This is a genomic window from Pantoea sp. SORGH_AS_0659, from assembly GCF_031453915.1.
In the GTDB taxonomy this organism is placed as follows: Bacteria; Pseudomonadota; Gammaproteobacteria; order Enterobacterales; family Enterobacteriaceae; genus Pantoea; species Pantoea leporis.
In genome coordinates, this window is the sequence record NZ_JAVJAK010000003.1 from 301,387 (window position 1) to 322,406 (window position 21,020).

Below are 21,020 nucleotides of genomic sequence, written 5' to 3' on the forward strand. Positions count from 1 at the left end.
GTTAATTCTCCAGCGGAATCCATTGTCCGTCGCGCGTGACGCGTCCGCACGCGCTGCCATTAAAGTGGGTGCTGAACCAGATTGCCTGATGTTGTGCGCACCAGTCCACCACCCGTTGCCGTGAAGTGACCGCCAGCGCTTTATCCTCGCAAAACAGTGAGTTCCAGTACGGATACTGAAACTGAATGGCATTATGCATCACGTCGCCGGCAAAGATCGCCGATTCACCGGCGCTTTCCAGCACAATCGATGCATGATCAACGCTGTGACCGGGCGTGGAGAGATAGCGCAGCACGCCAGCAAACAAAGGTGAATCCTGCACGTTGATAGTCTCAAGCTGGCCGCTCCCGATCAGCGGCAGAATACTGTCGCGATAGAGCTCCTGCGCCGCCGGATTCTGTTGACAGTGCGCCAGTTCCCGCGCCGAGCAGATATAGCGCGCATTCGGGAACATCGGCAGCCATTCGCCATCACGCTGATGCGTATTCCAGCCAACGTGATCGGTATGAATGTGCGTCATCAGCACCAGCGTCACTTCCGCCGGATCAACGCCCGCCTGCGCGAGGTTTGCGGCATACGGCGTGTTCAGCTGGTGAAATAATGGCTTGTTATCGCGATTGCGGCCGTTGCCGGTATCGATAATGATGAGGTCGCCATAAATGGCGACCTGCACGTTTACCAAGGCACCACACGCCCTAAATAATCCAGATAATGAATTCCGCGTCGCCCAGCGTAGCTTTCCATGGTGTTCAGCAAGTTCGGAATGCTCTCCTCAATGGTCAAACGCGCTTCAGGGCCGCCCATATCGGTGCGCACCCAGCCGGGTGCCATCAACAATAACGTGCGCTCGCCGCCGCTACGTGCGGCGAAGCTGCGCATAAACATATTTAGCGCCGCTTTGCTGCCGCGATACACCTCGTAATTACCGTTGGTGTTGTTGGTCAAACTGCCCTGGCCAGATGACATCACCGCAAGAGTGCCGCTGGGCGTAACACGATCTTTAAAGGTTTCAATCACCCGCAACGGGCTTAGCGCGTTAGTCACCATCACGCGGGTGAACTCACTGGTTGTGACATCGGCGATGGTTTCTCGGTCATCATTTTTCACCCCCGCGTTGACGAACAGCATATCGAACTGCCAATCCGCCAGCCGCGTATGCAGCGCTGCGACCTGTTCCGGTTCATTGATATCCACGCTTTCCACCGTCAACTGTGCGGGGAAGCGATCGGCCAGTTGTTGTAAATTCCCTGTCGAGTTTTCACGTCCGGTGGCGACCACCTGATAACCGCGCTGCAGCATGGTTTCCACCAGTGCCAAACCCAGGCCACGCGATGCGCCAATCAGTAATATCTTCATGTTGTTCTCCTCGGTGTTTGCGATAAGAAGAGTGTAGCGCCGGGCGAGGGCAGGCGGAATGCGCAGCACTCGCAGTATTAACCTGCACCAAACGCCTTGTCTCACTGCGCTGAATCGGCGAGGATAAACCGCATGAATGATGCCGACCTGAATCTGTTAATTGCCTTGGATGCGCTGCTGATTGAAGGCAGCGTGATTGGCGCTGCGCGTCGCTTGGGCTTGAGCGAATCGGCGATGAGCCGCACGCTGGGACGTTTACGCGCCACCACCGGCGATGCGCTATTAGTGCGCGCCGGACGCAACATGGTACTGACACCTTATGCCGAAGCGATCCGCGAGCGCACGCATCACACGGTACGCGAGGCGCGTGCGATGTTAAGCCCAACGGCGCAGTCGCTGGATCTGCATCAGCTAGATCGCTGCTTCACCCTGCGCACCAATGAAGGGTTCGTCGAAGCGTTTGGCAGCGCGCTCATCGCTGCCGTGGCGCAACAAGCGCCGCACGCGTGGCTCAGTTTTGTGCCCAAGCCGGAGAAAAGCGCGCGCGATTTGCGCGAAGGCAACATCGATCTGGAGATTGGCGTGCTGGGCAATATGGGCCCGGAGATTCGCCTGCAGGCGCTGTTCCGCGATAGCTTCGTTGGCGTGGTGCGCGCCGGGCATCCGCTCACGCAGCAGCGGGATATCACCCAGTTTGCCGCCTTTGGTCATATCGTGGCGTCACGGCGCGGTGAGCTTGGCGGGCCGATTCACGATGCGCTGCAGCAGGCTGGGTTAACCCGCAAGGTGGCGGCGGTGGTAGCGGCATTCTCCAGCGCGGTGGCGCTGGCGCAGGAATCGGATCACATCGCTTTGGTGCCGCGTTCGCTGTTTCTGCATCATCCGTTGATCAAAAACAGCACCCACTTAGCGATGTTTGAACTGCCGTTCGCCACGCCAGAAATGACAGTGTCACAACTGTGGCATCCGCGACTGGAAAATGACGCGGCGCATCATTGGTTACGCGGCGTGGTAAAAAAGGTTTGTCAGCCGCCGCGCACCGAACCACGCCACACTACATCGGCCTGATACAGCAGGCTGTCGTGCTGCTGTTCAACTTGCGGCGTGAAGCCGGTTTCCTCCTGCTCGGTTTGTATTAACCATTTCACCGCGTCCTGCGCGAACTGCTCAACCGGCTGGGAAAACGTGGTGAGATTGTAGGAGGACCAGCCGGCCTGCGCGATGTTGTCGTAACCGATCATACAGAGATCTTCCGGCACGCGCAGCGCAAAGCGGTGGCGCGCTTCATCCATAAAGCCGCAGGCCACCAAATCGGTGACGCAAAACACGCCGTCCGGTCGCTGATGACGCGTTAGCAAGCGGTGCGCCAGAATCTGCCCACTCTCGTAAGAGGTGGTACCAAAACGTTCGATGGTCACGGTTAATCCCGCCCGTTCGGCCGCCAGCACAAAGGTGTCTTCGCGCTTTTTCAGGCTCGGCGTGCCCGCCAGCGAATTGGCAAATGCCAGATGCTGACAACCGGCGCGCTGAAACGCCATCACCGCCGTTTGCGCGGCGCTTTCGGCATCGAGATTGATGCTCAGCGAGCCAGGCAACGCTTCATCGCGGTTGATCAAAATGATGCGCTGGCCGTGCTTGTAACACTGGCGCGTGATGGTGCGATCCGGCATGCCGGAGAGAATGATTGAGGCATCGGCGCGGAAATTAATCGCCTGCTGCAGCGCCGCCGAAACGCTGTTATCCGAGCGGTCGGTGTTGATCAGCATCGCCACTTTGCCTGCTTCCTGCAAAAACTGCGTCAGCCAGCGTACCAGACTGGCGCGATAGGGCGTGGCGATTTCCGAGACGATCAGGCAGACAATGCTGCTGCGATTGCGCACCAGACCGCGCGCCAGATGATTGACGTGATACCCCAACTCTTCCGCCGCCTTCATCACCCGTTCTCGCGTTGCCGGTGACACGCTGGCGCCCGGCGTAAACGCGCGCGACACCGCTGAGCGCGATACACCCGCGCGTTCAGCGACATCCTGCGCGCTCACCACCGCTTTCTCATGCTGCATGTTCAACACCTCTTCACAATCTGGCTGCAACTGAGTCTGCCTCAGATTGCAAAGCTGTGCAAACTGCTTAAGATCTCATTTGTTGCATTTTTGTGACATCGCCTAACAATTGCGCAGCGTGGTGTTTGACAGGACATTTCTTGTTCATTACTACTTTGCACACACGTGCAAGAAAAGGTGCCAATGAAGCACCAACCCTACAATCCAGGAGAACACTATGCGAGTCACCTCAATGGCCATCGCGCTATCCCTCTGTTGCACTGCCATACCTTTTGCCGCTTCGGCGGCGGGCAATCTGAACATGGTCTGCTCCGCCGATGTGGTGGTGTGCGAGCACATGACCAACATCTTCAGCAAGGCACATCCGGATATCAAAGTCAGCATGGTGCGCCTCTCGGCGGGCGAAGCTTATGCACGCCTGCGCAGCGAAGCACGCAATCCGCGCACTGATATCTGGTGGGCGGGCACCGGCGATCCGCATATGCAGGCGGCGGAAGAGGGGCTGACGCAGCCGTACAAATCGCCGCTGCTCGATCAGCAGCAGGATTGGGCGCAGAAGCAGGCGGAAAACTCCCATTACCGCACGGTGGGCATCTACGCCGGCGCGCTCGGTTGGGGTTACAACACCAAATTACTGGCGTCGAAAAAGCTGAAAGAGCCGAAATGCTGGGCCGATTTGCTGGACCCAAGCTTCAAAGGAGAAATTCAGATCGCCAACCCGAACTCGTCGGGCACGGCGTACAACACGCTGGCGACGCTGGTGCAGATCATGGGTGAAGATCAGGCCTTTGATTACCTGAAAAAACTCAACGCCAATATTTCGCAGTACACCAAATCCGGCTCGGCGCCGGTGAAATCGGCGGCGCGTGGCGAAACCACCGTGGGCATTGTGTTTATGCATGATGCGGTGGCGATGGAAGTCGACGGTTTCCCAATTAAGACCGTGGCGCCCTGCGAAGGCACCGGCTATGAGATTGGCTCAATGTCGATTGTTAAAGGAGCGCGCAATCTCGCTAACGCCAAAGTCTGGTACGACTGGGCGCTGAGCGCCGAAGCGCAATCGCATATGAAAGAGGCCAAATCCTTCCAGCTGCCGTCGAACCGCAACGCGGAGATTTCAGAGTACGCGCCGCGCTTTGAGAACATCAAATTGATCGATTACGACTTCAAGACCTACGGCGATTCGGCCAAACGTAAAGCGTTACTGGGACGTTGGGATAAAGAGATCGGTGCCAGCGCGCAGTAAGAATTTGCGCACACCGTAGCGGCGCAATTTATTGCGCGTTGTTCGTCGGTGCATGCGGTTCGAATGTTGAAAAGCAAAAACGCGCGAGAAATCGCGCCGCTACGCATACGTGCACGCAATGACGTTTTGGGGGATTGGATGAATGCAAATAATCGTCGTCTGACAGGCGCGCTGCTCATCGGCGCAGTGGCGTTACTGCTGCTGCCGTGGTTCAGCCTGGAAGCCGGTTTCTTCAGCCGCGGCTGGTTAACCAGCCTGTGGAGCGATAGCGCCAACGCGCCTGCGTTGTGGCAAGTGGGCGAACATCCGTGGCTCATCATCGCCATCGCGCTGTTTGTGCTGTGCGCTGGCTGCGGCCTCCTGCCGGGCGCGGCGCGCAGCCGTTTGCTGCTGCTGTTCAGCGCACTTGGCGTGCTGTTCCTCATCATCGAAGGTCACGCAATTGGCTACAGCGGCTGGAGCTGGCTGTGGCTGGAAAACCGCTTCGGCACGCTCGCATCGGGCCAGCCGGCGATGGGCGCAGGTGCGCTGCTGTTGCTGACCACTTTCCTGCTGCTGTTCTCCTTCGCGCTGGCTGAACGCGGCGTGATGAAAGGCGACGCCTTTGTGATGGCGTCGCTGGTGCTGCTCACCGCGCTGGTGAGCATCTTTGTGCTCTATCCGGTGCTGAGCATGTTTGTGGTGTCGGTGCAGGACGTAGACGGCAGCTTCAAACCGGATGGCTTGATCAGCAACATTCAGGATCCGTCGATCTGGAGCTTGTCCTGTTTGTCGGGCGGCACCTGCGGCACCGCATGGCGCACGTTGTGGCTGGCGCTGATGACTGCCGCCGGATCAACGCTGCTCGGTTTGGCGTTTGCCTTAGCCGCCACGCGCACGCCGCTGCCGTGTAAGAAAGCGCTGCGCATGCTGACCATTCTGCCGATCATCACGCCGCCGTTTGTCATTGGTCTGGCGCTGATCCTGCTGTTTGGTCGCTCCGGCGTGGTAACCGAACATCTGGCGGCGCTGTTTGGCATCGAACCGGGCCGCTGGCTGTATGGCTTAACCGGCATCTGGATCGCGCAGGTGCTGTCATTTACGCCGATCGCATTTTTGGTGCTGATTGGCGTGGTGGAAGGTGTTAGTCCGTCGCTGGAAGAGGCATCACAGACGCTGCGTGCCAATCGCTGGCGCACCTTTACGCGCGTTTCGCTGCCGCTGATGGCGCCGGGTTTAGCCAACGCTTTCCTGATTAGCTTTATTGAAAGCATGGCCGATTTCGGTAATCCGATGGTGCTTGGCGGCAGTCACGGCGTGCTCTCCACGGAGATCTTCTTCTCGGTAGTTGGCGCGCAGAACGATCCAAGTCGTGCGGCGGTGCTGGCGATGATTCTGCTGTGCTTCACGCTGACGGCCTTTGTGCTGCAGCGCTGGTGGCTTGGCGGTAAAAACTTCGCCACCGTCACCGGCAAAGGCGACGGCGGCAAACATGTGCAGCTGCCGCGCGTGCTGCGCTTTGGCGTGTACGGCATGGTGATTCCCTGGGGCCTGTTCACGCTGGTGATCTACGGCATGATTGTGGTCGGCGGCTTTGTGCAGTCGTGGGGATTGAATGATGCGCTGACCATCGAGCATTACGTGCGTGCCTTCGGCGTCAGCTTCAGCGACGGGCATCTGCTGTGGAGCGGCGTGGCGTGGAACTCGTTCTGGACCACGCTGGAGATCGCGCTAATTGCCGCGCCGCTGACGGCGATTGTCGGCCTGCTCACCGCATGGCTAATTGTGCGACAGAAGTTTGCCGGTCGTCAGACCTTCGAGTTCCTGCTGATGCTGAGCTTCGCCATTCCCGGCACGGTGATCGGCGTGAGTTATGTGATGGCCTATAACCTGCCGCCGCTGGAGATCACCGGTACCGCGATGATCCTTGTAGCCTGCTTTGTGTTCCGCAACATGCCGGTCGGCGTGCGCGGCGGCATCGCGGCGATGAGCCAGCTGGATAAAAGTCTGGATGAAGCGTCATTAACGCTCGGGGCCAACAGCTTCCGCACGCTGCGCAAAGTGGTACTGCCGCTGCTTAAACCCGCCATCAGCGCCGCGCTGGTCTACGCCTTCGTGCGTGCCATTACCTCAATCAGTGCGGTGATCTTCCTCGTGAGCGCGCAATACAACATGGCAACCTCTTACATCGTCGGGCTGGTGGAAAACGGCGAATACGGTGTGGCGATTGCTTACTCAACCGTCTTGATTGTGGTGATGCTGCTGATCATCGGCATGTTCCAGTGGCTGGTGGGCGAACGGCGTCTGCGCCGCGTGGCCCGTCCGGTCGATATTGCGGTGCCGCCCGCAACAACCTCATTAACGCAGGAGAGAGCCGTATGACACGCGTAACCGCTGGATCTGTGGTGTTTGAACACGTCTCGAAACGCTTTGCCGGATTTGATGCCATTCCCGATCTCTCGCTGACGGTGGAGCCCGGCACGCTGGTAACGCTGCTGGGTCCATCCGGCTGCGGCAAAACCACCACGCTGCGCCTGCTGGCCGGGCTCGAGCATCCCAGCGCCGGGCGCATTTTGATTGGCGGCAAAGATGTCACCAACTTGCCCGCCAACGAGCGCGACGTGGCGATGGTGTTTCAGTCTTACGCACTGTTCCCGCACATGAGCGCGCTCGACAACATCATGTATGGCTTGCAGTCGTCGGGCATGAATAAGCGTGAAGCGCAGGACCGCGCGCGCGAAGGGTTGAAGCTGGTGGGCCTCGAACATCAGGGCCAGCGATTGCCATCTGAGCTCTCCGGCGGGCAGCAACAGCGCATTGCCGTGGCGCGCGCTCTGGTGCTGGAGCCGCAGGTGCTGCTGCTGGATGAACCGCTCTCGAATCTCGATGAGCGTTTGCGTCGCCGGGTGCGCACCGATATCCGCGATCTGCAACAGCGACTCGGCTTCACCGCGGTGTACGTCACGCACGATCAGGAAGAGGCGCTGGCGGTCTCCGATAAGATTATTGTCATGAAAGAGGGGGATATTGCACAGCAGGGCGCGCCGGAAAGTCTTTATCACGCGCCGAACTCGGTGTTTATCGCCGACTTTATGGGCGAAGCTAACATTCTGCCATGCGAAGTGGAGCAGCTTGATGGCAGCGAAGCGCTGGTGCGACTCGGCAGCCAGCGCTATCGCGTGCGCGGCAACGGCCTGAAAACCGGCGCAGCACAGCTGTCGGTGCGACCGCAATTCATCACTCTGCGCGGAGAAGGCGCAGGTGCACTGCGCGGCGAAGTGACGCACAGCACGTGGCTCGGCGACCATATCGAATATGAAGTCGCCACCGAATTGGGTTCACTGTTTATTGTCGATGCCGAGATGGAGCAGCAGTTGCCGCTGGCCTCAAACGTCGCGATTGATTTTAAACCTCAGGGTTTGGCCCTGATTGCCGGTTAATGTAAGGATGGATGATGAGTGAATTAGACAATGACCCGCTGTTATCGCGCCTGATTCTGGCGGAGAAGGTGGCACGCGCCGGCGGCGCGAAGGCGCTGGAGTATTTCCATCAGCGTGAAACCTTGGTGGTGGAGACCAAATACGATTTGCAGGATGTGGTGTCGCGCGCTGACCGCGAAGTGGAGCAGATGATCGACCAGCAAATTCGCGCGCAGTTTGCCGACGACGGTTTCCTCGGCGAAGAGTACGGATTGCAGGAAGGTTCATCGGGTTATACGTGGGTGGTCGATCCGATCGACGGCACCAGCCCGTTCCTTAACGGCATGCCGAACTGGTGCGTGTCCGTGGCGGTGCTGCATGACGGCGTGCCGGTGATTGGCGTGATTTTCGCGCCCACTTATCAGGAGTGTTACGTTGCCGCTCTTGGTCAGGGTGCCACGCTCAACGGCAAGCGCTTGCAGGTGGATGCGTCGCGCACGCTGCAAAACCACGTCACCGGTTTTGGTGCCAACAGCCACGTCAGCCCGGATGAAGTAGGAAAAATCCTCGCATCGCTGCTGGCGGCGGGTGGGAATTTTATCCGCATTGGGTCCGGCGCATTGATGCTGGCGTGGGTCGCGGCTGGGCGCGTGGTCGGTTATTACGAACCCTATATGCATGCGTGGGATTGCCTGGCCGGTTATTGCCTGGTGAAAGAAGCGGGCGGCTGGTATCACCCGTTCAACACCGAAGGTGAACGATTGTTGAAAGGCGCACAGGTATTGGCGGTTGCGCCAGGTGCGGAAGCGGATTTGAAGCGGATTGCCGGGTTGTGATGTTGGTTGCGGTCGCCATTGAATGGCGACCTTCTATCAAACCAGAATAAATTCCCGGTAACCCGACCAAATCACATAGATGGCGAAATAAACAAAAATTAACGCCGAAGCAAGATAGGAATACTTCAATAAACGCTGCCCCAGCAGCTTGCCGCCCATGCTCCCCACCAGGCACAGCACGCAGGTCCACACTACGCCCGCAATAAAGAAGCCGCCAAGAAACGATGAGGTTGCCGCCGCGCTGCCGTGTCCCATGCGGGAAATCAACGCACCGCCGACGCTGGCAAACCACAAAATCGCGGTCGGCGATGACATCGCCAGCATCACGCCACGACTGAACTCGCGCAGCAGCGATCGATAGGGCTGTTGTTCGGTTTCCGGCAGTGCAGCCTGCTTTTGCAACGCCGCATACAGCATTTTCCCGGCAAACCACAGCAGCATCACACCGCCGCCAATCCACAATACCCAGCGCACGGCGGTGAACTGCAACACAATCGCCATGCCCGCCAGCGCCAGCACCGCATAGATTAAGTCACCAATGCAGGTGCCAATCCCCAACCAGAAACCGTGAAAATAGCCGCGCTGCATCGCCAGCGTGATCATGGCGATATTGGCGAGACCAATATCAAGGCATAACGACAAACTCAGCAGAAAACCATTTGAAAACTGCAGCATAGCAACGTCAGCATCCCTGGCATGTTAATAGGGCTGTATTAAAGCATGCAGGAAAACGCAGTAATAATAAGAATTACGCATTTGTGCTATTCCGGCTGCCACGTTTGGAGGTAATCGTGCTCTGCCGGCGGATAAATCCCCGATAATGTGAACACGATCACGCCTGTTCGCCGCGAATCAAAGCAATCCCACTATAGTCGTTATGCGGCCTGCAGCATTGGCCGCAATCACAATAAAAAATCCAACTCTGCGAACGATTTTTATAAAGAACATTCCGATTATGGTGGGTACCACAATGAAAAATCACAATAAAACGGTGTCTGGCGGTATGGCGTCACGTCTAAGCGTGGCATTATCGCTAGCTGTTTTCACATTAGCGGGAAGTGCAATGGCAACTGCAGCGGAACATCACAACCAAACGGCTTTAGTGGGCACATGGACCAGCATCCCGGATGCGCCGTTAGTGCAAAATCCAGGTCATCCCAGCGAAGGCTTATACCGTTTGAAGGTCAATAGCGACGGCACGCTGACGCCGCTCGATTTCATCAAAATGAAAAGCCCATCGTGGATTGTGAAATCGCACGATGGACGTTTTGCCTACACCACTAACGAAGAAAACGCCGGTGCCGTCACTGCGCTGGCGATTGATCACGGCGGCAAGGTGCGCGTGATTAACGCGGTGGATAGCCACGGCCAGCAGCCGACGCATGCCACCATTAGCCCGGACGGGAAATTCCTGTTTGTCGCCAACTACTCGGTGGCTAAAGGCGGTGCCAGCGTGGCGGTATTCCCGATTCATCACGACGGTTCGCTCGGCGAGCAGGTACAGAATTTCCCGTTCGCCAGCGGCAGCGGGGCAGTGAAAGATCGTCAGGATAGCGGGCATGCGCACTCCACCACCTTCACTCATGATGGCAAATACCTTTACGCTGCAGATCTCGGCGGCGATAAACTGCACGCTTATGCCTATCACGCCGGCAATGCTCAGCCGCTGCAAGCGGATACCTCGCGCGATGTCGCCTTCCCGGCCGGTTCTGGCCCGCGCCACATGGTGTTTTCACCAGATGGTAAACACGCCTATGTCATTACCGAAATGGCCGGTGAAGTGGTGGTGTTTGCGGTGCAGAACGATCGTCTGCAGCAGCAATCCAGCGTCAAACTGAATACGGAAAACAGCAGCGCCGAGTACCGCAGCGGCGGCGGCATTATCCTCAGCGCGAACGGCAAGTTTGTGATTGCCGCTAATCGCGGATCGGATAACAGCTTAGTGGTGTTCCGCATTGAGCAGGATGGTTCACTGGGATCGCCGGTGCGCTATAAAGCGGATGGCATTGAACCGCGCGCTTTCGCCTTTGATGCCAGCGGCAAATACCTTTATGTGGCGAACGTGTTTACCAATAACATCACCCTGTTCCATTTCGATGAACAGAGCGGTGTGCTGAAAGCCGCGGGTGAAGTGGCGAAGATTGCCACGCCGACGGATATTAAGTTTTTTAACTGAGTTTTATTGAGGTCGCCATGAATGGCGACCTCGCACCTAATTGGTGCTAATTGCCATTTAACAGTGCGCACGTTGTCGTAGCGGCGCGATTTATCGCGCAATGAATCGCGCCGCTATGTGAATGTGCAGAGCCTAATTAATTTGGCCCACTTCTTGCTTCATACAAAATAACGCCCCAACGATGTGGCAACCCTCTTGTCAATGCAGACAGCGCCGTCTGTAGATCGCTTTTATTCTCTCCGGCCTCCCGGAAACACTCCTGTTTGATCCTTCTCTTTTCAAGAGGTTGCTATGGCTATTAGTCGTCGTTCATTTATCCAAGGTTCAGCCGTTTCGGCATTAGGCTTGGCTGCAGGCGTTGCGCCTCAATTCTCTTTCGCCGCCGACAGCAAAGACGCCATCAAAATCGCCAGTATTCTCGACTTATCCGGCGGGCTCGATATTTACGGTAAGCCGATGTCGAACGCCATTAATCTGGCGGCAGAAGAGATCAACGCGGCGGGTGGTTTATTAGGTCGACCGTTGCAGGTGATTAATTACGATGCGCAATCCAATATGCAGCTTTATGCGCAATATGCGCAGCAGGCGGCGCTGAAAGATAAAGTGGCGGTGGTGCATGGCGGTATTACCTCGGCCTCGCGTGAGGTTATTCGTCCGGTATTGGATCGTTTCCGTTCACTCTATTTTTATCCGGCGCAATATGAAGGCGGCGTGTGCGATCGCAATTACTTCTCATCCGGTTCTACGCCGGCACAAACCGTGGAAAAGCTGGTGCCTTACGCGGTGAAGAAGTGGGGCAAAAAAGTCTACGTGCTGGCGGCGGATTATAACTACGGCCAAATCGTCTCGGCGTGGGTGAAAAAGTCGGTGCACGATAATGGCGGTGAAGTGGTAACGGTTGAATTCTTCCCGCTGGATGTTACCGATTTTGGTGCGGCGATCTCTAAAATCCAGAGCGCCAAACCCGACATGGTGTGGTCAGCGCTGGTCGGTGGCGCGCACATCTCCTTCTATCGCCAGTGGCATGCGGCTGGTATGAGCGGCAAGATCCCGATTGCCTCCACGGTGTTTGGCGGCGGCAATGAACATATCATTCTGTCGCCGGAAGAGAGCAACGGCATTCTGGTTGCCGCCAACTATATGCAGGAAATCCCTTCGCCGGAAAACAAAGCTTTCGTTGAGCGATTCCATGCGCGCTACGGCGCCAATACGCCCTACATCAGCGACCTGGCGATGGGCGCTTATCAGGGCATGTTGATCTGGGCGGAAGGGGTGCGCAAAGCGGGCGATATCGATCGCATGAAGGTGATCGAGGCGCTGGAGTCCGGCGTCACGCTGACCTCGCCGAGCGGCAAGCTGAGCGTCGATCCGGCGACGCATCACTGTTCGCTGGATGTGCATATCGCCGAAGTGGAAAACCATCAGATGAAAATTCTGCAAACCTTCACCGATCAAGCGCCGGTGGATACCGCGATGGTGTGCGATCTGAAGAAAAACCCGCGCGATACCAAACAGTATCAAATTGAGCTGTGACAGGAGCCGCTATGGATCTGTTCATTATCTACGCCATTGAAGTGCTCAATGCCATCGCCGTGCTGATGATCATGAGCGTCGGGCTGGCGGTGGTGTTCGGCATGATGAAAATCGTCAATATGGCGCACGGCGAATTCATGATGCTGGGCGGCTACAGCGCCATTCTCGCCACCAATCAGTGGGGCGTGCCGATCTGGATCTCGATGCTGGTGATTGCGCCGCTCACTGTGGGGGTGTTTGGCGCGGTAATCGAGCGCGTAATTATCCGTCATCTGTACGGGCGGATGATCGACACCATGCTGGCGACATGGGGGCTGAGTCTGGCACTGATTGGTGCCGCCACCATGCTATTCGGCAATACTACGCTGGGCATCAGTTCACCGCTGCCCAGCGTCAGCATCGGCAGCTACAGCACCAGCGGTTATTCGCTGTTCATGATTGTGTTTGCGATCGGCTTGCTCGGCGCGCTGTGGTTGCTGTTGCGCTTCACCACTTTAGGTTTGTGCGCGCGTGCCACCATGCAGAATGCGCGTATGGCGGCGGCGCTCGGCAGCAATCCGGGCAAAATCTACAGCCTGACGTTTGGCCTGGGCGCAGCGCTGTCGGGTTTAGGCGGCGCGCTGTTAGCGCCGATTACCGGCGTGATCCCGACCATTGGCGTCAGCTTTATCGCCAAAGCCTTTATCACGGTGATTGGCGGTGGCAGCGCCATCATCGCCGGAACGCTCTCCGCCTCGACGTTATTCGGCACCATTTCGCAACTGGTGACGTACTTCTCCACGCCGGTGTTCGGTGCCGTAGCGCTATTGCTGAGCGCCATTGTGCTGCTGCGCTTGCTGCCGCAGGGCATCACCGGACGCTTCTTCAGGAGATCGCTGTAATGAAACTGTTCTCGGAAAAGATCCAGATTGTCATCACCTCACTGGCGATGGTGCTGGTGGCGCTGTGGCTGTCAGGCGCGATTGAGCTCTACACCTTGCTGTCGCTGACGGTGTTTCTGGTGATGGGTTTGTTGTCGCTCAGCCTGGCGTTCATCTGGGGTTACGGCGGCATCCTGTGCTTTGGTCAGGCGGCATTTTTCGGTTTAGGGGCCTACACCTATGCGATTTGCGCTATCAACTGGGGCGATTCGACCTGGGCGGTGGTGATGGCGGTGCTGCTGCCAACGTTGTTCTCGCTGTTGCTCGGCTATGTGATTTTTTATGGCGGCGTCAGCGATGTCTATCTCGGCGCCATCACGCTGGCGGTGAGTCTGGTGCTGTTTAACTGGGTCAATTCCACCTCCGGCAGCGAATACCACATCGGCGAGGCGTTGCTGGGCGGCTTTAACGGCATTCCTTCGGTGCCGACGCTTAACCTGCCGTTCAAGCCGGATGCGATTTTATCGCCCGAGGCGATCTTTATGGTCACCGCCGGATGTCTGGCGCTGTGCTACGCCTTGCTGAAGTTCGTGCTGCTGAGCCGTTTTGGCAAAACCGTGGTGGCGATCCGTGAGAACGAGCAGCGCGCCGGATTGCTCGGCTACAACGTGCCGGCGCATAAATTGGCAACCTTCGCCATCGGCGCGGCCATTGCCGGACTGGCTGGCTGTTTGTACGTCAACTGGGGCGCCTTTGTCAGTCCCGGCGTGTTTAGCATCAGCCAGTCGGCGCAGATCATCATCTGGGTGATTGTCGGTGGCCGCGGCACGCTGCTGGGTCCGGTGATCAGCTGCGTGTTGTTGCAGTGGATGGTGACGCGGCTGGGCGCGCAGCAAACCGTGGATGTCAACTTAGTGCTCGGCGTGATTCTGGCGGTGTTTGTGTTGCTGATTCCGGGCGGCATTCTGCCAACGTTGCAGCGTCTGTGGCGGCGCAAGCGTCCCGCCGCGCCTGCCAGCCGCGCGCAGGTCAGTGAGGTGAAACCATGACGGCCAATGTGTTACTGGAAACCCGCAAAATGGGCGTCAGTTTTGGCGGCGTGCATGCGGTGAAAGAGGTGGATTTCACCCTACGTGAAGGTGAGTTGCGCTGCCTGATCGGCCCGAATGGCGCAGGCAAAAGCACTTTCTTCAAGATGCTGAGCGGCCAGGTCACGCCGACGCGCGGCGAGTGTCGCTATCGCGAACAGGTGATCTCCGGCAAACGGCCATGGGAAATCGCGCGGTTGGGGATTGGCATTAAAACTCAGGTGCCGAGCGTGTTCGAAGGCTTAAGCGTGCGGGAAAATCTGTGGCAGGCGGCGGCGAATAAGCTGGCGAAAGCGGCGCTGTCGGCGGCGATAGAACAGGTGCTGGAGGATATCGGTCTGGTCGATCTGCAACATGCGGTGCTCTCGGAACTGGCGCATGGTCAGCGGCAGTGGGTGGAGCTGGGGATGATCCTGATCTCCAAACCGCAGCTGGTGCTGCTGGATGAACCGGCGGCGGGTATGACGCATCAGGAAGTGCGCAAAACCGCGCAGCTGATCAAGGCGATTAATCAGCAGAGCACGGTGGTGGTGGTGGAACATGACATGGAGTTCATCAGCATGATTGCGCAGCAGGTGACGGTGTTTAACCAGGGCGCGGTGCTGGCGGAAGGCAGCTTCCGCGAGGTGACGCAAAATCCGCGGGTGAAAGAGGCGTATCTCGGCAATCTGGAGATAAAACATGCTTGAAATTAAAGAGATGGTCTCGGGTTACAACAAGATTCCGGTGCTGAACTTATCCGAGCTGTTTGTCGGCGCGAAGTCGTTTACCGGCGTGCTGGGCCGCAACGGCATGGGCAAAACCACGCTGCTGCGCACCATTATGGGCGAACTGCCGGCCTGGCAAGGCCAGATCGCGTTGAACGGCATCGATATTACCCGTTATCAGGCGCACCAGCGGGCGGTGGCGGGCATCGGTTTTGTGCCGCAAGGCCGACAGATTTTCCCGCAGCTGACGGTTGAGGAAAATCTGCGCATGGGCTGCGTGAAACATTTTTCCCGCGCCGGAGAGATTATCGAGCAGATGCTGGCGTATTTTCCGCGCCTGAAACGCCTGCTGGCGCAGCCCGGCGGTGCGCTATCAGGCGGCGAGCAGCAGCTATTGGCGCTGGCGCGCTGCCTGTGCGGCCAGCCGCAGCTGGTGCTGCTGGATGAGCCAACGGAAGGGATTCAACCGAATATCTGCGAGGAGATTATCGAGACATTACGACGGCTGCGGCATGAGATGGATATTTCGATCATTCTGGTGGAGCAGGATATCGAGTTTCTATACGCGCTCTCTGACCAGATTCATGTGATCGAAAAGGGGCAGATTGTGCAGAGGATCGATCCGAAAACCCAGTCGAGCGCCAGCGTGGCGGAGCCGTTTTTGGGGTTTCATGTTTGAGCATCATTTAAAAGGTGCGCATGAATGCGCACCCTACAAAACCGTTCCTCATCCTTGTCCGCCCTGACACAGCACCCGGCAGCATCAGCACAGCGTTAACCCATCCGCTCGCTTACTGTGAGCTTTCCTCATTCGGGATGCGCATAGGGTGAACCATGACTGAACAATCATTACTGGCAACGCTTTCTGGTGTCCGGCTGCATATTTTCCATCCTGATTCACAGAGCGTGCGCGCGTTTTGCGTCTCGCTGACGCAGCTGGGCTGTCACGCGCAGCACAGCTGGCCGCCTGCCGCGTCACTCTCCACGGATACGCAGCTGCTGCTGGTGGCGATCGATATGCATCAGCAGCCACTGTTAACCTCGCTGTTTATCAGCGCGCGCGAAAGGGATATTCCCATCATCGCGCTGGCGGATAGCTACAACGCGCGGCTGTTTCCGCTACTGCTGCAACTCCAGCCGAATGCCATCGCTGCGCGTGAACTCAATCCGTTTGCCTTGATTGTGCAAATGATTGGCACGCTAAAGACCGTGCGTCACCAGCAGCGGTTGCGTGCGGTACAGCAGGCGCGTCAAGCGCGTAGTGAGCGACTGGCGCAGGCCAAAAGCGTGCTGATGCAAACCTTCGGGCTGGATGAATCGGGGGCGTACCGCTTGATGCGCAGTGAAGCGATGAACACGCGCAGCAGCATGGAATACACCGCCGAGCGCGTGATCACCACGCTACAAAAGTAGCGGCGCGTCCGGCTGCCGTAACAGGCTGCTGGGCGTATAACCAAAGGTTTTGCGGAACGCCAGGCTGAAGTGCGACATATCGCTAAAGCCGTGATCCAACGCCACCTGGGTGATATTGCGCGCTTTGCCTTCGGCGAGAATGCGATGACACGCCTGTAAACGCTCCTGCCAGAGAAAGTTCATCGGCGTGGTGCCGTGCGCGGCAAACACCCGGCTGATGGTGCGCGGCGAGACGTGATGCGCATTGGCGATCTGCGCCACCGACAACTCTGGCTCCTGCAGGTTGTGACGCAGAAAACTCACTACGCGTGAGTAAAGATCCGGCTTCAGCGCCTCTTCGCTGTGCTGCAAATTGACGCTCACCGAAATCATATTCAGCAGCGTGTTGGCAAACTGCTCTGCCAGAAACGGGTTCTCGCGGTCGGGATTAAACACGAACGCTTCCTGCAGCAGCAGCTTGAGCGATGCCATGCCGGGGCGCGTGAGATCCAGCGTTTTGCCTGCCAGTTTGGCGGTGGCAGGCGCTTCCTTCTCCATGATGTGACGTGGCAGATGCACGATATTGATCGCCACCTTTTCCATCGCAAAATCAAACGGCGTGGCAGCATCGTAAATCACCACATCGCCGGCGCTGACGCGTGATTGATGGCCATTCTGCCGCAGCGTGCCGCTGCCGGCGCAGACGTAGCCCAGATAGAAATCGTGATTAGGATGGCGGCGGATGCATTCTGCTGTGCGTTGCCACATCAGCGCGGTATGCGATACGTGATTGGCAATATCCATGTGACCGAGCGTCGAATAGGCAAAGCTGCCGGAAAAAGTGCCTGAATGCATCTGTCGCGCTTGGGCGTTGATCAGACGCGAGCACACCGCATCACGCCAGGCATCGAAGCGATGACGGTTATCGAGATCGTCGGTGGTGAAAAGCTCTTTCATATCAGCATCCCCTAAACATGGCGAAAAAGGGCGGAAGTCAGGAAGTTGAAGCAAGTTTCAGGCCATGAGCGGGTGAAATGACCGCCCCGAAGCTATCGGGGCGGCAAACAACGCAGATTTATAACGCAGGATGCTGATTATGCCAGTCGGTGACCTGCTGGAAGGCCCACGCGCCCTGAATCATGGTGGTTTCGGCGAAATGTGCTGCCACCAATTGGAAGCCAATCGGCGCGCCGCCTGCGGTTTTGCCGCACGGCAGGGTGATGGTGGGATGACCGCTGGCATCGAATGCACTGGTATAGCGCAGCACGCCGTTAAACAGTGCCTGATCGGTACCAAAACGGGTCATGGTGTCCCAGGTTAATCCGGCATACGCGGTAGCCGGTGCCAGAATCAGATCAACCTGGGTAAAGAGCGCGGAGATATCGCCGCGCAGCGCCGCACGGCTAAGTAGCAAACGTTGATACTCCAGCGCGGTGATGCTAAGACCGAGATCCAGCAGACCAGCGAGGCCCGGACCGTAGTGATCTTTCTGCGCCGGATAGGTCTCTTCATGCGCCAGCGCGGTTTCCACGGCGCAAAGTGCGCTCCACTCGGCGGCGGCTTTTTCGGTATCGGGCAAGGTGACATCTACCAGCGTCGCGCCGAGCGAACTCAAGGTGGCGATCGCCGATTGCAGCGCAGCACGCGTCTCCTCGTCGACTTTCTCCAGCGCCCAGCTTTTATCAACACCGATACGCATCTTGCTGATGCCGCGCGTCATCAGCGCCAGATAATCGGGCACCGGCTCGCTGCTGGAGGTGGAATCTTTATCATCGCGACCGGCAATCGCCTGCAACATGGCGGCGGCATCGGCGACGTTACGTGCCATCGGGCCGATATGATCCAGTGATGCCGCCAGTTCACAGGCACCGTGACGCGTGACGCGGCCCCACGTCGGTTTAATGCCGGTCAGGCCGTTGGCGTTGGAGGGAAAACGAATCGATCCGCCGGTATCGGTGCCAATTGAGCCGAAGCATAACCCTGCGGCGGTGGCGACGCCGGATCCGCTGGAGGAGACGCCGGTCCACAGCGCGCTGCCCCACGGATTATTGGGCCGGGTAATGTCGGGATGGTGATCGGCGAAGGCGCTTTCGGTTTGCGTCAGCTTGCCGAGAATCACCGCACCCGCCGCGCGGAAGCGCTCCACCACGGTGGAGTCTTCTGAAGGGTAACGATCTTTGTGGATGATCATGCCGTGGCTGGTGGGCGCGTCTTTGGTCCAGATCAGATCTTTCAGTGCGATTGGCACGCCGTGCAGTGGACCGCGCATTTTGCCTTGGGCTATTTCAGCATCGGCTTCAGCCGCCTGTTGCAGTGCACTGTCGCGCATCACGTAGAAGTAGCTGTGTAAGTCGCGATCGAGCGTATCAATGCGCGTCAGCAGGGTTTGCGTGACGTCTACCGAAGAGATTTCGCCCGACTGAATCAAGCGGCCAATTTCCAGCAAGCTTTTGTAATGCAGGTTATTCATCGTGACCTTACCTCGTGAGTGAGAGATGTGTTGATGAATAACCTAAGTCACTGCGCAAAGTACGGCTGTGTTTAGGCGGACAGATGTTATGTCAGAACTGCCAATACATTTCCCTCACCCCAGCCCTCTTCTGCAGGCGGGAGAGAGAGCAGACGGTGCACAATTGGTTCCCTCTCCCGTTTATGGGAGAGGGTTAGGGTGAGGGCAAAAACCATTAAAGCCGCTGAACATTTCGCCGATAACTCTCAGGAATAGTACACAACGAGGATTATTTTCATGCTAAATGGGATTGGCAGCAGCGTACTGAGAAATTTAATCGCATCGAATGCGGTGGTGACGCCGGCGGTGAACAACAAATCCGCGCAAAACGCCCTGACGGCGGAAGCGTCGACCAAAGTCACCTTCAGCGAGGCGAGTGATGCCATCGCCGCGATCTACAAAATCGAGCCCGCGCAGGTCAAGAGTTCCGTCAATGTCACCAGCAGCTTGCAGGCGCAGCTCAACGGTGCCGCGCATGCCAGCGGCGTCGGCATGAACGGTCTCGGCAGCACCTTATTGAGTAATCTGGCCAGCCATCGCGGCGATGTAACCTTAAGCGTGCCAGCGACGGAAGCGGTAAACGGTGCGCGGAGCAGCAGCCAAAGTGCGCTGGCGCTGACCATCACTACCCAATCTGGTGTGCAGGTGAGTTTGCAGATGACGCGTCAACAGGGCGGCATGGTGGTGGAGCTGAAAACCAGCGGCGGCCAGCTCAGCAACGTTGAAGCGGCGGCGATGGGTCAGCTATCCGCCGGTTTGCAGAAGGCGCTGGATGGCCTGGATGGCAGCACTACCAAACTCGATATCAGCGATCTGATGAAGTTCGACACTTCAGTGTTGAAAAGCGTCGATTTGAAGACCGATCTGCGTAATGGCAATAACGTCACGCAGTCGCTGAATTTGCATGCCGACGATCAGGCGCGCTGGCTCGGCTTCCACAACGGCGATGTCAGCATCAAACTCGATACCGATGTTTCGAAACTGACGCAGGCGGGCAGCGCGGCACAGCAGGCAGCGGCGCTGGATCAGTGGAGCAGCAAATTTGATCAGGCCGCTTCGCGCGGTCACGGCGATAGCGATATGCTGACGCTGTTTAAAGATAGCTTCCGCGCGCTCAATACCACCGAAGGCAAAGCGGCTGAAAGCATCAATACGCAGCGTGTGAAGTCGATTGATGCCAATGCGGCGAAGAACGGCGCAATCAGCGGACTGGCGGACTTCTCGGCGAGCTACCAGCAGACGCCGGTTTCCGGTAATCCGTATAAGCCGGAAGAGCAAGACACCTTCTCCCTGAATGTGGCGCAAAAAACCGCTACGCAAACGCATGGTGATACCCAGGATTTGACCCAGAAAACGCTGTTTAAACTCAAGGCCAGCTTCCACACCGCGCTGGATTCTGTCTCAGCGGCGAAGCTGACCGAACAGAAGTCGTCGCAAAACTATAAGTATCATTTGATCGATGATGAAGAGCGCAGCCAGACCTCGGTGACGCAGAATAAGAAAGGGGATTTGACCGCGAATTATGCGCAGCAGCTAACGCAAAATGAGACGGTGAAAAGCTATCAGCTGGCGAAGTTGATCGATAGCGTGCAGATTCCGCATAGTGTGAAAAGCGAATCCACCCGCAGTTTCACTGCCGCGCAGTTTGATGCGCAATTAAATAATTAATATTTCGCGCCGCTTTTAAATTCCGCACCATCCGTAGCGGCGCGATTTATCGCGCGTTTTTGAAAGTTAAACATCAACGCGCGATAAATCGCGCCGCTACATTATTTGCGGAATTAAACTTTTCTTAGCGTTATTTGATCTTAAGAATTACTCGCCGCTTTTCTATACTCGCTAATTGCCCGCAGCGCCGC

Annotated in this window: 19 protein-coding genes; 13 read left to right on the forward strand and 6 right to left on the reverse strand. The window is 57.4% G+C overall.

Translation table 11 applies throughout. From position 1 onward, the window contains the following. Window position 1: 1 nt before the first annotated feature. Together Q3H59_RS22525 and Q3H59_RS22530 are read right to left on the reverse strand one after the other, a co-directional pair. Window positions 2-673 (reverse strand): MBL fold metallo-hydrolase, encoded by a 672-nt coding sequence (locus tag Q3H59_RS22525; RefSeq protein ID WP_309837891.1) that lies wholly within the window; start codon window positions 671-673, stop codon window positions 2-4. Between the two features lie 2 nt (window positions 674-675). Then, on the reverse strand, window positions 676-1,356 hold the full coding sequence (locus Q3H59_RS22530) for an SDR family NAD(P)-dependent oxidoreductase (RefSeq protein WP_309837378.1): 681 nt from the start codon (window positions 1,354-1,356) through the stop codon (window positions 676-678). A gap of 132 nt (window positions 1,357-1,488) precedes the next feature. Here Q3H59_RS22530 and Q3H59_RS22535 point away from each other — a divergent pair, with 132 nt between their 5' ends. Next, entirely contained in the window at window positions 1,489-2,424 is a 936-nt protein-coding gene (locus Q3H59_RS22535; protein WP_309837380.1) for a LysR family transcriptional regulator, read from the forward strand. Here Q3H59_RS22535 and Q3H59_RS22540 read toward each other — a convergent pair. Beyond that, the gene (locus Q3H59_RS22540; RefSeq protein WP_309837382.1) at window positions 2,382-3,416 is read right to left on the reverse strand and encodes a LacI family DNA-binding transcriptional regulator; all 1,035 of its coding nucleotides are present in this window, start codon (window positions 3,414-3,416) and stop codon (window positions 2,382-2,384) included. The genes Q3H59_RS22535 and Q3H59_RS22540 overlap by 43 nt on opposite strands. Window positions 3,417-3,633: 217 nt before the next feature. Between Q3H59_RS22540 and Q3H59_RS22545 the strand changes: the two genes are divergently transcribed. The 4 genes from Q3H59_RS22545 (at window position 3,634) to Q3H59_RS22560 (ending at window position 8,896) form a co-directional block, all read left to right on the forward strand. After that, window positions 3,634-4,662, forward strand: a complete 1,029-nt coding sequence (locus tag Q3H59_RS22545; protein WP_101761718.1) for an ABC transporter substrate-binding protein — start codon at window positions 3,634-3,636, stop codon at window positions 4,660-4,662. 138 nt (window positions 4,663-4,800) lie between these two features. Further along, on the forward strand, window positions 4,801-7,023 hold the full coding sequence (locus Q3H59_RS22550) for an iron ABC transporter permease (protein WP_309837384.1): 2,223 nt from the start codon (window positions 4,801-4,803) through the stop codon (window positions 7,021-7,023). Beyond that, a complete protein-coding gene (locus tag Q3H59_RS22555) occupies window positions 7,020-8,081 on the forward strand; it encodes an ABC transporter ATP-binding protein (RefSeq protein WP_061719127.1) in 1,062 nt (353 codons plus the stop codon). The genes Q3H59_RS22550 and Q3H59_RS22555 overlap by 4 nt, the downstream gene beginning before the upstream one ends. A 14-nt stretch (window positions 8,082-8,095) precedes the next feature. Further along, window positions 8,096-8,896: an inositol monophosphatase family protein gene (locus tag Q3H59_RS22560; RefSeq protein ID WP_192413486.1), complete on the forward strand. Its 801-nt coding sequence runs from the start codon at window positions 8,096-8,098 to the stop codon at window positions 8,894-8,896. Window positions 8,897-8,932: 36 nt separating this feature from the next. On the opposite strand, the gene Q3H59_RS22565 is transcribed toward Q3H59_RS22560, so the two are convergent. Continuing rightward, window positions 8,933-9,571: a LysE family translocator gene (locus tag Q3H59_RS22565; protein WP_101761716.1), complete on the reverse strand. Its 639-nt coding sequence runs from the start codon at window positions 9,569-9,571 to the stop codon at window positions 8,933-8,935. Window positions 9,572-9,959: 388 nt separating this feature from the next. Here Q3H59_RS22565 and Q3H59_RS22570 point away from each other — a divergent pair, with 388 nt between their 5' ends. The 7 genes from Q3H59_RS22570 (at window position 9,960) to Q3H59_RS22600 (ending at window position 16,673) form a co-directional block, all read left to right on the forward strand. After that, on the forward strand, window positions 9,960-11,072 hold the full coding sequence (locus tag Q3H59_RS22570; RefSeq protein ID WP_309837390.1) for a lactonase family protein: 1,113 nt from the start codon (window positions 9,960-9,962) through the stop codon (window positions 11,070-11,072). Window positions 11,073-11,363: 291 nt separating this feature from the next. Continuing rightward, window positions 11,364-12,605: an ABC transporter substrate-binding protein gene (locus Q3H59_RS22575; RefSeq protein WP_110866760.1), complete on the forward strand. Its 1,242-nt coding sequence runs from the start codon at window positions 11,364-11,366 to the stop codon at window positions 12,603-12,605. Window positions 12,606-12,616: 11 nt separating this feature from the next. After that, window positions 12,617-13,486 carry an ABC transporter permease subunit gene (locus Q3H59_RS22580; protein ID WP_309837393.1) on the forward strand — a complete coding sequence of 290 codons (870 nt, stop codon included), beginning with the start codon at window positions 12,617-12,619 and terminating at the stop codon, window positions 13,484-13,486. Beyond that, window positions 13,486-14,514, forward strand: coding sequence for a branched-chain amino acid ABC transporter permease (locus Q3H59_RS22585; protein WP_309837395.1), 1,029 nt, complete (start codon window positions 13,486-13,488; stop codon window positions 14,512-14,514). Before Q3H59_RS22580 ends, Q3H59_RS22585 begins: the two co-directional genes overlap by 1 nt. Then, entirely contained in the window at window positions 14,511-15,242 is a 732-nt protein-coding gene (locus Q3H59_RS22590; protein ID WP_309837397.1) for an ATP-binding cassette domain-containing protein, read from the forward strand. Before Q3H59_RS22585 ends, Q3H59_RS22590 begins: the two co-directional genes overlap by 4 nt. Then, window positions 15,235-15,939 (forward strand): ABC transporter ATP-binding protein, encoded by a 705-nt coding sequence (locus Q3H59_RS22595; RefSeq protein ID WP_309837398.1) that lies wholly within the window; start codon window positions 15,235-15,237, stop codon window positions 15,937-15,939. The genes Q3H59_RS22590 and Q3H59_RS22595 overlap by 8 nt, the downstream gene beginning before the upstream one ends. A gap of 155 nt (window positions 15,940-16,094) precedes the next feature. Beyond that, window positions 16,095-16,673 (forward strand): ANTAR domain-containing protein, encoded by a 579-nt coding sequence (locus Q3H59_RS22600; RefSeq protein ID WP_309837400.1) that lies wholly within the window; start codon window positions 16,095-16,097, stop codon window positions 16,671-16,673. Here Q3H59_RS22600 and Q3H59_RS22605 read toward each other — a convergent pair. Beyond that, a complete protein-coding gene (locus Q3H59_RS22605; protein WP_192413196.1) occupies window positions 16,662-17,609 on the reverse strand; it encodes a helix-turn-helix domain-containing protein in 948 nt (315 codons plus the stop codon). The genes Q3H59_RS22600 and Q3H59_RS22605 overlap by 12 nt on opposite strands. Window positions 17,610-17,727: 118 nt before the next feature. After that, on the reverse strand, window positions 17,728-19,122 hold the full coding sequence (locus tag Q3H59_RS22610; RefSeq protein WP_309837402.1) for an amidase: 1,395 nt from the start codon (window positions 19,120-19,122) through the stop codon (window positions 17,728-17,730). A gap of 276 nt (window positions 19,123-19,398) precedes the next feature. Here Q3H59_RS22610 and Q3H59_RS22615 point away from each other — a divergent pair, with 276 nt between their 5' ends. Then, the gene (locus tag Q3H59_RS22615; RefSeq protein ID WP_309837404.1) at window positions 19,399-20,829 is read left to right on the forward strand and encodes a hypothetical protein; all 1,431 of its coding nucleotides are present in this window, start codon (window positions 19,399-19,401) and stop codon (window positions 20,827-20,829) included. Window positions 20,830-21,020: the final 191 nt, after the last annotated feature.